General features: G+C 70.0%; 13 protein-coding genes and 1 pseudogene. 5 read left to right on the top strand and 9 right to left on the bottom strand.

The genetic code is table 11. From position 1 onward, the window contains the following. From RMN86_RS05525 to RMN86_RS05510, 4 genes and pseudogenes are all read right to left on the bottom strand, one after another. A pseudogene (locus RMN86_RS05525) lies at window positions 1-629 on the bottom strand (hypothetical protein); the annotation flags it as partial. A gap of 195 nt (window positions 630-824) precedes the next feature. After that, window positions 825-1,544, bottom strand: a complete 720-nt coding sequence (locus RMN86_RS05520; RefSeq protein ID WP_309604834.1) for a 16S rRNA pseudouridine(516) synthase — start codon at window positions 1,542-1,544, stop codon at window positions 825-827. 23 nt (window positions 1,545-1,567) lie between these two features. Then, window positions 1,568-2,467: a class I SAM-dependent methyltransferase gene (locus RMN86_RS05515; RefSeq protein ID WP_309604833.1), complete on the bottom strand. Its 900-nt coding sequence runs from the start codon at window positions 2,465-2,467 to the stop codon at window positions 1,568-1,570. 4 nt (window positions 2,468-2,471) lie between these two features. Then, on the bottom strand, window positions 2,472-4,103 hold the full coding sequence (locus tag RMN86_RS05510; RefSeq protein WP_309604832.1) for a peptide chain release factor 3: 1,632 nt from the start codon (window positions 4,101-4,103) through the stop codon (window positions 2,472-2,474). A 142-nt stretch (window positions 4,104-4,245) separates the two neighbouring features. Between RMN86_RS05510 and RMN86_RS05505 the strand changes: the two genes are divergently transcribed. Beyond that, a complete protein-coding gene (locus RMN86_RS05505; protein WP_309604831.1) occupies window positions 4,246-4,548 on the top strand; it encodes a hypothetical protein in 303 nt (100 codons plus the stop codon). Beyond that, window positions 4,545-4,883, top strand: coding sequence for a type II toxin-antitoxin system PemK/MazF family toxin (locus RMN86_RS05500; RefSeq protein ID WP_309604830.1), 339 nt, complete (start codon window positions 4,545-4,547; stop codon window positions 4,881-4,883). The genes RMN86_RS05505 and RMN86_RS05500 overlap by 4 nt, the downstream gene beginning before the upstream one ends. A gap of 52 nt (window positions 4,884-4,935) precedes the next feature. Here RMN86_RS05500 and RMN86_RS05495 read toward each other — a convergent pair whose 3' ends face one another. Then, window positions 4,936-5,304 (bottom strand): hypothetical protein, encoded by a 369-nt coding sequence (locus RMN86_RS05495; protein WP_309604829.1) that lies wholly within the window; start codon window positions 5,302-5,304, stop codon window positions 4,936-4,938. Between the two features lie 113 nt (window positions 5,305-5,417). Continuing rightward, window positions 5,418-5,750: a DUF1491 family protein gene (locus RMN86_RS05490; RefSeq protein WP_309604828.1), complete on the bottom strand. Its 333-nt coding sequence runs from the start codon at window positions 5,748-5,750 to the stop codon at window positions 5,418-5,420. 161 nt (window positions 5,751-5,911) lie between these two features. Between RMN86_RS05490 and RMN86_RS05485 the strand changes: the two genes are divergently transcribed. After that, window positions 5,912-6,775 carry a hypothetical protein gene (locus RMN86_RS05485; protein WP_309604827.1) on the top strand — a complete coding sequence of 288 codons (864 nt, stop codon included), beginning with the start codon at window positions 5,912-5,914 and terminating at the stop codon, window positions 6,773-6,775. On the opposite strand, the gene RMN86_RS05480 is transcribed toward RMN86_RS05485, so the two are convergent. Next, window positions 6,772-8,385: a HAMP domain-containing sensor histidine kinase gene (locus tag RMN86_RS05480; protein ID WP_309604826.1), complete on the bottom strand. Its 1,614-nt coding sequence runs from the start codon at window positions 8,383-8,385 to the stop codon at window positions 6,772-6,774. The genes RMN86_RS05485 and RMN86_RS05480 overlap by 4 nt on opposite strands. Before the next feature lie 225 nt (window positions 8,386-8,610). Between RMN86_RS05480 and RMN86_RS05475 the strand changes: the two genes are divergently transcribed. Together RMN86_RS05475 and RMN86_RS05470 are read left to right on the top strand one after the other, a co-directional pair. After that, entirely contained in the window at window positions 8,611-9,384 is a 774-nt protein-coding gene (locus RMN86_RS05475) for a HAMP domain-containing sensor histidine kinase (RefSeq protein WP_309604825.1), read from the top strand. Window positions 9,385-9,426: 42 nt separating this feature from the next. After that, window positions 9,427-9,867 carry a SufE family protein gene (locus RMN86_RS05470; RefSeq protein WP_309604824.1) on the top strand — a complete coding sequence of 147 codons (441 nt, stop codon included), beginning with the start codon at window positions 9,427-9,429 and terminating at the stop codon, window positions 9,865-9,867. On the opposite strand, the gene RMN86_RS05465 is transcribed toward RMN86_RS05470, so the two are convergent. Further along, window positions 9,864-10,364 carry a PAS domain-containing protein gene (locus RMN86_RS05465; protein WP_309604823.1) on the bottom strand — a complete coding sequence of 167 codons (501 nt, stop codon included), beginning with the start codon at window positions 10,362-10,364 and terminating at the stop codon, window positions 9,864-9,866. The genes RMN86_RS05470 and RMN86_RS05465 overlap by 4 nt on opposite strands. A gap of 220 nt (window positions 10,365-10,584) precedes the next feature. Then, entirely contained in the window at window positions 10,585-11,004 is a 420-nt protein-coding gene (locus tag RMN86_RS05460; protein ID WP_309604822.1) for a MucR family transcriptional regulator, read from the bottom strand. Between the last annotated feature and the right edge of the window lie 289 nt (window positions 11,005-11,293).

The raw sequence follows: 11,293 nt of genomic DNA, 5'->3' as shown, positions 1-11,293 counted from the left end.
GCGCGGGCCAGCCGGGCCTCGGCGGCGAGCGGGCGGGCGGCGGCGGCCCGGCGGGTCAGGGCGTCGAGCGCGGCGAGCGGGGCGTTGAAGCGCGCGGCGGCGGTCCGGGCCGCGGCGGCGTCGCCAAGAGCCAGCGCGTTGCGGCCATCGACCATCGCCAGTCCGATGTCGGCCAGCGGGGCGGCCAGACCGCCGCGGGCGGAGGCGCGCGCCTCGCGAAATGCGGCCTCGGCGGCGGCGTTGAGGCCCGGATCGCCGAACAGCTCGGCGCCCAGCAGCGCGCAGAAGCCCTGTTCGCAGCGCGCGCGCGCCCAGGCGTCGGGCCGGCGGACGGGATCGAAGGCGTCGCAGGCGGCCTCGGCGGCGGCGGCGGCCTTGCGCAGCGCCACCGGGTCGCCCGAGCGACGGGAAATCTCGCGCCAGACCCGCGCGGCGTCGAGGCGCAGCTGGGGCCGATCAACGGCGCCGACCCGGCCAGCGGCCACATCCGCGGCCCTGCCCTCGGCGATCAGCAGCGGAAGATCGAGCAGTTCGAGCAGGGCCGCGTCGCCACCGGTCAGCCCATCGGCGAACGGTTTGATCCGGTCGCCGGCGAACAGCCTGCGGAATTCACGACCCAACTCGAACATGTCGCCGCCTCCGCTCCGAAGCCGTCCCGGTATGAGACGGCGACCTCGCGTTCTGCACGACAGGAGCAAAGCCGGAGCCGAAGATGTAAACAAGTGGTTAATTTCAAAGGTATGGTTAACCGTGTCTTACAGTCCACAGTAAAACGCTCGCGAGTCCGCGGCTCCCGACGCGGTTGCTGACAACCCCCGCAAGCGTCAGGCGAAGAGCGCGATCTGCTCCTGAGGCGTCAGAGGTCGCCAGTCCCCGGGGTCGAGATCACCCGGCAGGTCCAGGCCTCCGATCCGGTCGCGATGCAGGGCGGTGACGTGGTTGCCGACCGCGGCGAACATCCGCCGCGCCTGGTGATAGCGGCCTTCGGTGAGGGTCAGTCGGGCCTGAGCGGGTCCCAGCGGCTCAAGCAGCGCCGGCGCCAGGGGTTCGGGTTCGGTCGCCAGCATCAGGGTCCCGGCGGCGAACACCGCGGCCTCGTCGCCCCGCAAGGGCCGGTCGAGGGTGGCGAGATAGCGCTTGGCCACATGGCGCCTGGGCGAGATCACCCGGTGCAGGAACGGACCGTCGTCGGTGATCAGCAACAGGCCCGAGGTGTCCTTGTCGAGCCGCCCGATGCTCGATAGCGCCGGGATCCGCGCGCGCCAGCGGGGCGGCAGCAGTTCATAGACGCTGCGGCCGGGTTCCCTGTGCGAGCAGACCACGTCCAGCGGCTTGTGCATCACCAGCGTCAGCGGCGCGGGGGGATCCACCGGATGCCCCGCCACCGTCATCCGCTCCGGCAGGTCGGCGGTGACCGCGATGCGCGCGCCGGCGTCCTTGAGCACCGCACCATCCAGCACCACCTGGCGGCGCGCGACCAGGTCGGTGACTTCGCGCCTTGAGCCGTAGCCGAGATTGGCCAGCAGGCGGTCGACCCGCGCCATCGGCGCATTGGGGGCAGCCTTGCTCACTTGCGGGCCTCGAAGATCTTGTAGCCGCCAGCGTCGGCCCGAACCGCGACCGCGGCGAAGGCCGTAGCGAGCGTCGCCTCATAGGGCAGGTGACGATTGGCGACGATCCAGCAGACGCCGCCGCGCCGCAGCATCGTTGACGCCGCCTGGATAAAGGCGACGCCCAGCGCCTTGTCCTCCGCTCCGCCATCGTGGAACGGCGCGTTCGTCACGACGAAATCCAGGCCGGCGAGCGCCGCGTCCGGAACCCGCGCGTCGGCCCACAGCACCCGGGCGCGGGGGTCGCCGAGATTGCGCTGGGCGCAGGCGACGGCGCGGCGATCAAGGTCGATGCAGGCCAGGTCGGTGACCTGCGGCGAGGCCAGGATCGGTCCGGCCAGCACGCCGACGCCACAACCCAGGTCCGCGCCCCGGCCGGCGAGCGCGGGGATCATCGTCAGCAACCTGGCGCTGCCCAGATCGATGCGGTCCCAGCTGAACACGCCGGGCTGCGACCACAGGCCCAGACTCTCGACCACGCGAGGGGCGCCGGCGTCGATCGCCGCCGCAAGGCCGGTGGGCGCCGCGGGCCGGGTCGCGTGGCAGAACCGGTGATGGCGCCGCGCCGCCTCGGTGACCGCGCAGCCGAACCCCTCCAGCGCCTTCTTCAGCCTCGCGCCGCCCTTGTCCTTGGGCGCGAAGACGCAGACCGGCGCGCCGGGCGCAAGCGCGCGCAGCGCCTGGGCGAGGACGAAGTCGCGCTCCAGCGTCCCCGGCGGCGCCAGGATCATCGCGCCGTCCTGCGCGCCGTCCGGCATCGCCGAAAGGTCATCGGAGCCCGGGATCAGCGGCGAGACCTGCGTCACGCCGCGCGGAACCTCGACAAGGCCGGGCGCGGGAGCGCCATAGAGGATCACCGCCTCAGGCCCGTTCTTTCGTGCGCGCGAAGGCGACCTTGGGATAGCGTTCGGCGACGTATCCGGTCTCCCAGGCGGTCTTGGCCAGGAACACCGGCTGGTCGTCTATGTCGGCGGCCATCTGCATCCGGTGCTTGCCCTGGAAATCCTCGAGATCGGCCTTGTCGCCGGCGATCCAGCGCGCCTCGGCATAGGGGCTGGCCTCGAAGATCACTTCCAGCTGGTATTCGTTGGCCAGCCGGTCGGCCATCACCTCGAACTGCAGCTGGCCCACGGCGCCGACGATGAAATCGGCCCCCAGCGTCGGGCGGAACAGCTGGGTGACGCCCTCTTCGGCCAGGCCCTCCAGCGCCTTTTTCAGGTGCTTGGCCTTCAGCGGATCCTTGACCCGCACCCGCTGCAGGATCTCCGGCGCGAAATTGGGCAGGCCGGCGAACCGCAGGGTCCCGCTCTGCGACAGGCTGTCGCCGACCCGCAGGATCCCGTGGTTGGGAATGCCGATGACGTCGCCGGCGAAGGCCTGCTCGGCGAGCTCGCGGTCCGAGGCGAAGAACATGATCGGCGCATTGACCGAAAGCTGGCGGCCGGTGTTCTGCACCTTCAGCTTCATGCCGCGTTCGAACTCGCCGGAGGTCAGCCGCAGGAAGGCGATCCGGTCGCGATGATTGGGGTCCATGTTGGCCTGGACCTTGAACACGAAGCCGGAGACTTCCGCGTCACCGGGTTCGACCTCCGTAGCCTCTCCGGCCTTGAGCGCGGCAACGCCCTTGGGCGGCGGCGCATAGGCGCCCAGGCCCGCCAACAGTTCATCGACGCCAAAATGGCGCAGCGCCGAGCCGAAGAACACCGGCGTCATGTGGCCTTCCAGGAACGACTGCACGTCGAACGGCTTGGAGGCGCCGGCCACCAGCTCGGCGTTGTCGGTGAGCTCGTCGAGCTCCTCGGCATCGAGGTAGCTGGTGATCGCGTTGCCGCGGAAGGCGATCGGCCGGGGATGACCCTGCTCGCCGTCCGGACCCTTTTTGGCGAAGGGGATGAAGCTCTGCCGCGCCAGGTCGAGCATGCCCTTGAACCGTCCGCCCGACCCCGCCGGCCAGTAGAGCGGCGCCGGGTCCAGCGCCAGCTTGGAACCGATCTCGTCGAGCAGGGCGAAGGGGTCCTGGGCCTCCCGGTCCATCTTGTTGATGAAGGTGACGATCGGGATGTCGCGCAGGCGGCAGACCTCGAACAGTTTGAGCGTCTGCGGCTCGATCCCCTTGGCGGCGTCCAGCACCATCACCGCGGCGTCGGCGGCGGTCAGCGTGCGGTAGGTGTCCTCCGAGAAATCCTCGTGGCCGGGAGTGTCGAGCAGATTGAACATCAGCCCGGCGTGGTCAAACGTCATGACGCTGGCCGACACCGAGATGCCGCGTTCGCGCTCGATCTTCATCCAGTCCGACCGGGTGCGGCGGTTCTCGCCGCGGGCGCGCACCTGACCGGCCGCGCGGATCGCGCCCCCCGCCAGCAGCAGGTTCTCGGTCAGCGTGGTCTTGCCGGCGTCCGGATGGGAGATGATCGCGAAGGTGCGCCTGCGGGCGGCCTCGGCTGCGAGGCCCTGGCGAGAACGGTCGGCCTCGGCGATGGGAGAAGAGGTCATTGCAGTTTCTAGCAATCCCAAGAACATTGACGCAATGAATTAATTCAATTATTTTTCATCTGGATTGCAGGAGGCCGCAATGCCCAGACTGGTTCGTCGCCGAACGCTCCCCGATGGCAGGGTAGAGCTTTTCACGCCGAAGATGACCGACGGATATTACACCCTGGCCGACCGCGCGGTCGATCCGCAGCACAACAGGGCGGCAAATCAGTTTCTGGTCCGGGATCTGGACGCGGTCATTGCCCGGATTCGCCGCGGCGGCGTCAGCCTGCGGATGCAGGGCCAGATCACCGGGCAGGAAAACCTGATCAGCGCCGGCGCCATCGAAGTCGAGGAAGACGCCACAGACCAGACCCTCGTGGGGGCAGCCGAGGACGACGATCCGTTCGCCACCTTCGCGGAGTGGTCGAGCGAGGCGGACGAAGCCGGCTACAAGGCGCTGTGAGCTTCGCACCCTTCGATGTGGTCGTGGTGCCGTTTCCCTACAGCGACAAGCTGGCCGAGAAGCGGCGACCGGCGCTGGTGGTGTCGGCCCCCGCCCTGAGCGCGGACCTTGGGCGGCTGTGGGTGGTGATGATCACCAGCGACCGCGGCGCCCGCCTGCAGGGCGACGCGCCGCTCGGCGACCTGGCGGCGGCCGGGCTGCCCGTGGCGTCCATCGTCCGCGCCAGCAAAATCGCCACGATCGAGGTTGCGCGGGTTGTGCGCGGGGCAGGTCGGCTCTCGGCCACGGACGAGGCGGCGGCCCGACTGGCTCTGCGAAGTTGCGCGGGGTTCTAAGGTTGGATCATCATAGCCGCGGCGACACGCCGGCGCGCTTTAACGGTCTGCCCTAAGCCGCCAGCCGGCCCCAGACCCTGACGGCGGCGCTGGCGGCGTCAAGTTCGCCAGCCTGCTGCAGGGTGCGGAGTTCGGCGATGACCTCGGAGGGAACCCTGGCGAACCGCGCCGTCACCGTCTGGGGCGGGCAACCCGCATTGGGCGCGGTGAACTGCGCCGCGTTGGTGGTCGGCGCCTTGGCGGCGATCAGCCGGGCCAGCCGCCGTGCCCGCTCAGGGAACTGAGTTTGCAGCCGCGGCTCGGCGGCGAACATCTCCCGACCGAGCTCAAGGATTGTCGAGACCGCCAGGCCGCCGACCAGATCTGGAGTCATCCTGGGATCCATCTGGACGTCATCGAGCTGGAAGACGGCGTCGTTCATCAGGAACAGCATGGAAACCGGTTGTGCGCTCCGTGGTCACCACCGGCGTTGTCCCACGCCAGGCTTTCGGCCCGGTTCACGAAGTCGGTTAACCGGCGGATGGGCTGGTCGGGTCAGTCCTTTTCGACGGGTTCGGTGAGGAAATGGCGGGCCTGTCGGTCGTCGATCTCAACCACCCAGACGTCGGGATCGACGCGCGCCGCACGCTCGATATAGGCGTCCAGATCCGGCTCCTGGTCAGACCGCGCCGGCTGCATCCACACCCGCTCGCCATCCAGCCGCGTCGCCTCGGCATAGAGCCTGGCCGTGCCGTTCGGCCGGTTCAGCACCTTGACCAGGACGGCGCCGGCGCCGGCGTCGCCCTTGCGGATGACCATGGCGAAGGCCCCGGCCAGTTCGGCCCGGCGGATCAGCGCGCTGACCCAGATGTCGGTGGAAAGATGCATGATGCGACGATGCGCCGAAGCATCCTTAACTGTCACTAACCTCGCCTGTTCACGCGATCGAAATGGCGGCCGCCTAGGGTCCGCCCAGGTCTTCGGGCCGCAACGAGAACAGACGACGCATGAAGAGCTTGCGCAGAAAAGCGCGGCCGGCGTCTCGGTGGATGGGGTTTCTGATCGCGGCGCTCGCCGCCTCACCCGGCCTTGCGCGTGCGCAGCCGGCGGACCTTTTCTACGAGCGTACGGTGATGGGCGCGGCCGACGCGCGCTGCGGCCTGTTCGCGCCTGGCGTTGCCGCGGCGCTGGCCGCCGGCGCCGCCCAGGCCCGCGGAGCCGCCCTGCGGGCCGGCGTGGCGCCGGAAATCCTGCGCGAGAGTGAGCGCATCGCGCGCACCCGGGCCGCGGCGGCCGACTGTGACTCGCCCGACGTGACCCTGGCCGCCGGCCGGGTCCGCAGCGCCTTCGCGGGCTTCGCCAAACTGACCCGCCTGACCTATGCCGGCGACGTGGCCGACTGGCGCGCCGACCGCAACATCGGACGCGCGACCCGGTGGCGGCTGACCCAGGACACCCGCTTCGGCGCCGACCGCATGGCGTTTGGGCTGGCCGGACGCCAGGGCGCCGGCGCCCTGGTCGCCGTGGCCCGGTTCGCCGACGGCGCCGAACCCTACGCCGCCCGCATCGTCCTGCGCGACACGGGGCGCAGTTCGCAGCCCTATCTCGATCGGTGGGGGGGTGGATCGACCGCCGGCCTGCCGCTCGCGCGGCGCCTGCCGCCGAACACCGCGCTCAAAGTCTATGGCGCCGCGGCGCGCGCGCCCGCCGACCAGGACCTGCTGCCCAAGGACGTCGCTGAGGGCTGGGCGTTCCGCTTTCCCGACGAGGCCGTGCGCGCTCTGGCGGGCCTCGACCCGCGCGAGTCCGTGGCGGTGGAATTCCTGTTTCCCGGCGACCTGACCCGGCGCGCCTATGTGGAAGTCGGCGACTTCGCTGCTGGCCGCGCGTTCCTGCAGGTTGCCGCCCGCTAGGCCTGGGCCTGGAGGGCGGCCAGCGCCACGGGATGCAGCACCGGCATCCGAACAGTAACCGTCGTACCCACGCCCAGCACGCTTTCGATGACCATGTCGCCCCCGTGCAGCCGGGCGAAGGCGCGCACCAGGGACAGGCCAAGGCCCGAGCCCGCCTGGCGGCGATCGGCGTCGCCCGCCTGCTCGAAGGGCTTGCCTAGGCGCTCAAGATCCAGCGGCGCGATGCCCACGCCACTGTCGGCCACGACGATCTCCAGCATCTCGCCCGCCGCCCGCACGGTGACTGCCACCGACTGGCCTCTGGGGGTGAATTTCAGGGCGTTGGAGATCAGGTTGAAGGCGATCTGCTTGATCGCGCGGCGGTCGGCCGAGACGGCGAGGGCTTCCGCCGAGAGGTCGCCGCGCAGATGGATGCCCGCCCGCTCCGCCTGGCCGCGCATCAGACGCAACGCCGCGGCGACGGCATCGCGGACATCGAAGCTCTCGCGCGCCAACTCAAACCGCTCGGCCTCGATCTTCGACATGTCCAGCACGTCGTTGATCAGTTCCAGCAGGTGCGCCCCGCTCTCGTGGACCAGCTCCGCATATTCGGCGTAGCGGTCCGACAGCGGTCCGAACAGCCGCTGACGCATAATGTCTGAGAAGCCCATGATGGCGTTCAGCGGCGTGCGCAGCTCGTGGCTCATATTGGCCAGGAATCGCGACTTGCCGGCGTTCTGCCGCTCGGCGGTTTCCCGCGCGGTCTCCAGATCAGTCTCACGGGCGCGCTGGGCGCGGGCGTCGCGCAAGGCGGCGATCAGCCGCGTCGCGCTCATCCGGCGCACGGTGAGGATCTGCCAGCCCCGCGAGTCGTGGGCGGGCACGAAGCCGACCTCGACAGATCCCTCCGACACGGCGCGGGCCAGCGCGTCTTCGACCCGCCGGCGGTCGTTGTCGCAGACCAGGTCCCCCAGGCCGCGACCCGGCAGGTCATAGGTCTCGGCGCCGGCTGGCGCCTCGCCGAACGCCTCCAGGATCCGGCCGCCCGGATAGAGGGCCATCAGGAGCTGAGGCTGATGGTCCAGCGCCTCGCGCAGGTCCATGGCGGTCTCACGGCTTTTGGCCGCGTCGCCGCGCATCCGGCCCTGCAGCGCCACGAGGCCGGCCGCGAGGCCCAGCGCGGTGGTGGCCAGCGCCAGCAGGCTCAGCCAGATCGACAGGTCCGCGGCGGGGTGGGCCTGGGGCAGGAGGATCGCGCCAAGCGCCGAGAGACCGGCGGCGGCGACCCCAAGCGCCGCCCCCAGCGCCAGCAGTCTGGGTCGGCCGAACGCCGCGCCCGCGGCCAGCGGCGCCAGGCACCAGGGCGCCAGCGGTCCCCCCGGGCCGCCGGTCAGCTGGCACGCCAAGACGCCGGCCGCGGCCCAGATGAAAATGGCGAGGCCCGCGCCTGCGCCCCCGGCGACCTGGGCCAGGACGGCGCCCGCCAGGCTCGCGGCGACCACCACGGCCAGGGCCACATCCACCGCGTCGGGCGCGACGACGCCGAGCAGCGCCGCCCCGCCGGCGGCCAGGGCGACCGCGAGCGTCCAGCCCAGCTGCCAAAGGACGGCGAAGCGACGCGCACGGGGCATCGAACCGCCACGGGACGCCCGTCTGCGGGAACGGGTCAGCACTCGGTCCTGGCGATCTGCGCAATGCTCATGATCGCGAGCTTAGCGACATGGGCCTGTCGGCGTAAGAGCGCTCGCCCGGCAGGCGATCAACGCCGCCGCGGGCCGATGATCGGGGGAAAGGAATTCGTAAGTGCCGCGGGGCCACACTGTGGGCCTCTGAACAGCGAAAGCGTGCGGCCACCCATGCCCCGAGCGGCCACACTTGCCCAAGCACCGCCGACGCTTGGCGCATCGCCCGTATCGCGGCGTCGCCTGGCCCGGGCGGCCAGTCTCGAGGATCAGAAACGGGCGTTCCTGCGGCTGGTCAGCCACGAGCTGCGCACCCCGCTCAACTCGATCCTGGGCTTCTCCGAAATCCTAGCCGTCGAGCTCTACGGCCCGCTCGGCGCCCCGCAATACAGGGAATATGCCGAAATCATCCGCGGCAGCGGGCGGAAACTGCTTCTGCTGGTCAATCAGGTGCTGGAAATCGGTCGGCTGGAAGGTCTGACGCTCGAGGTCAGGCCCGAGGCCCTGGACCCCGCACTCGACGCGGCGATGGCCAGCCTGGCCGACGACCTGGCCGGTCGCGACGTGAACATCCGGGTGATCGGCGTAGGTCAGATGCCGACGGTCCAGGCCGATCCGTGGGGCCTCGGCACGGTGCTCTCCCACCTTTTGCGCAATGCCGTGAGCTTCTCGCCGGATCGCGGCGAGGTGCGGGTCCGCGCCGAACGGCGCGGCCGATTCGTCGAAATCTTCATCGAGGACGACGGCCAAGGTGTCGAGCCGGCCGACCTGCCCCGCCTGATGCTGCCCTTTGAGCAGGGCGAGAATGCCCTGGCCCGGCGGGTCGACGGCGCGGGGCTGGGCCTGCCGATCTGCGATCTGACCTGCCGGGCCATGGGCGGGCGACTGACCCTGGTGTCCGCGCCGGGCAAGGGCATGGTGGCCGTGGTGCGGCTGCGGGCGGCCTGAGGGTCGGTTGCCGAAAGGTCGCGCGGCGCTTAAACGCCGGGCATGGACGCCGCCACACCTCCGCAAGCCATCGAGGCTGAGCTCTGCGAACTCGCCGCCGAGTTCGAGGTGCTGGGCGACTGGGAGGAGCGTTATCGCCACGTGATCGACCTGGGCCGCGATCTGGCCCCGCTCACCGACGCCGAACGCTCCGACGCCAACAAGGTCCGCGGCTGCGCCAGCCAGGTCTGGCTGGTGACCGAGCCCCGCGACGACGCGACGCTGACGTTTCGCGGCGATAGCGACGCCCATATCGTCCGCGGCCTGATCGCCATCCTGCTGCGCCTCTACAGCGGTCGCACCCCGGCCGACATCCTGGCGTTTGACGCGCCGGCGGCGTTCGCCCGCCTGGGCCTGTCCGGCGCCCTGTCACAGCAACGCTCGAACGGGCTGGCCGCGATGGTGGCGCGCATCCGCGCCGATGCCGGACGGGCGGCCGCCTAAGCCGCGCGGATACCGCTGTGCGTCTGGGCCATGCCGACCACGGCGTCGAAGCCCAGGATCATGTCGATGTCGCCGCTGTCCGAGGCCAGCGGCAGGCGCAGCCACAGGATCGACAGGTGCGCCGCGCCGCGCCAGGCGAGATTGTGCACGCCGACCGCCGGGCGCCGCTCGGCCACCACCTTGCCCAGCTCAAACCGCCAATAGTCGGCCGCTGCGGTGCTGTAGATATCGCCAAGCCGCCGACCGGTGATTTCGCGGCCATAGACTCCGTAGAGGCCGGTGCCGGCCAGCCGCATGCGGAACTCCGGCCGCGCCGGATCGCGCGCGGGCCGGCCGACGTCGATCAGGCTGACGGTGGGCAGCAGGCGCTTCATCGCGGCCGGATCCAGCTGGCGGCGGCCGGGCAGCCGGGCACCCGCTTTCAGCGACGCCCAGTAGGCGAACAGCTCCTCGTGCGCGCGAACTGCCGCAGCGGGCGCCCCGATCTGCGCTGCCATATCCAGATGCCCCAGCAACCGGTTGGATTCTCAACGAATCGTTTATCGCCCGGAGAGCGAATCGGCGGCAAGTGGAAAAGGGTTAACGGTGTCGGAATCGCTGCGGCCGTTGCCGTGGCGACAGGCGCGCGGCGCACGCTCAAACGCAGACGCCCGCCGAATCCGGCGGGCGTCCGACGTCGTCAAAGCGTTGCGCGCCCTCGCGGAGCGCGCCGGGAAATCAGCGCTTCTTGCGTGGCGCCTGACGGCCGCCCTGACCCAGGCCCATCTGCTTGGCCAAGTCCGAGCGCGCCTTGGCATAGTTGGGCGCAACCATCGGATAGTCTTTCGCGAGGCCCCATTTCGCCCGGTATTCCTCGGGGCTCATGTTGTATTTGGTCCGCAGGTGCCGCTTCAGCGACTTGAACTTGCGGCCGTCCTCCAGGCAGATGAGGAAATCCGGCGTGATCGACCGGCGGACCGGCACGGCCGGTTCCTTCGGCGCGACTTCCACAGTCTCGGATCCTGAGGAGATCGCGGCCAAGGCGCGGTGCACGCTCTGAATCAGGTTCGGCAGATCAGCGGCGGTGACGGAATTGTTGCCCACATAGGCTGAAACAATATCCGCGGTCATCTCGATGACTTCCGACTTATCGTCCATTGTTGTTTTCCATAGAAACCGCGCCGCCCCGGACGCCGAAATGATTCAAGAGATCAGTTGCGAGACCATTATCGGGAACTTATCGAGGCGACAAGCACACAAATAGAGTTGGCGTGGCCAGACAGCCGGAAAATCCAACTCAATTGCAGATTTGAAATTAATGCGGGAATCTCACCGAGTAAGCGGCGGGTTCTCTACCAAAGGACCCCCCCCCCCCCGACCCCCGGTTTGTTTTTGGGGGGGGCCCCGTTGGGGGAGAGTTTAGGGGGGGCGCGCAGGACCAGGTGCG

The organism is Phenylobacterium sp., assembly GCF_031360265.1.
Lineage (GTDB): Bacteria > Pseudomonadota > Alphaproteobacteria > Caulobacterales > Caulobacteraceae > Phenylobacterium.
The sequence above is the reverse complement of the archived record's forward strand: the minus strand, read 5'-3'. Positions and strand labels throughout refer to the sequence as shown.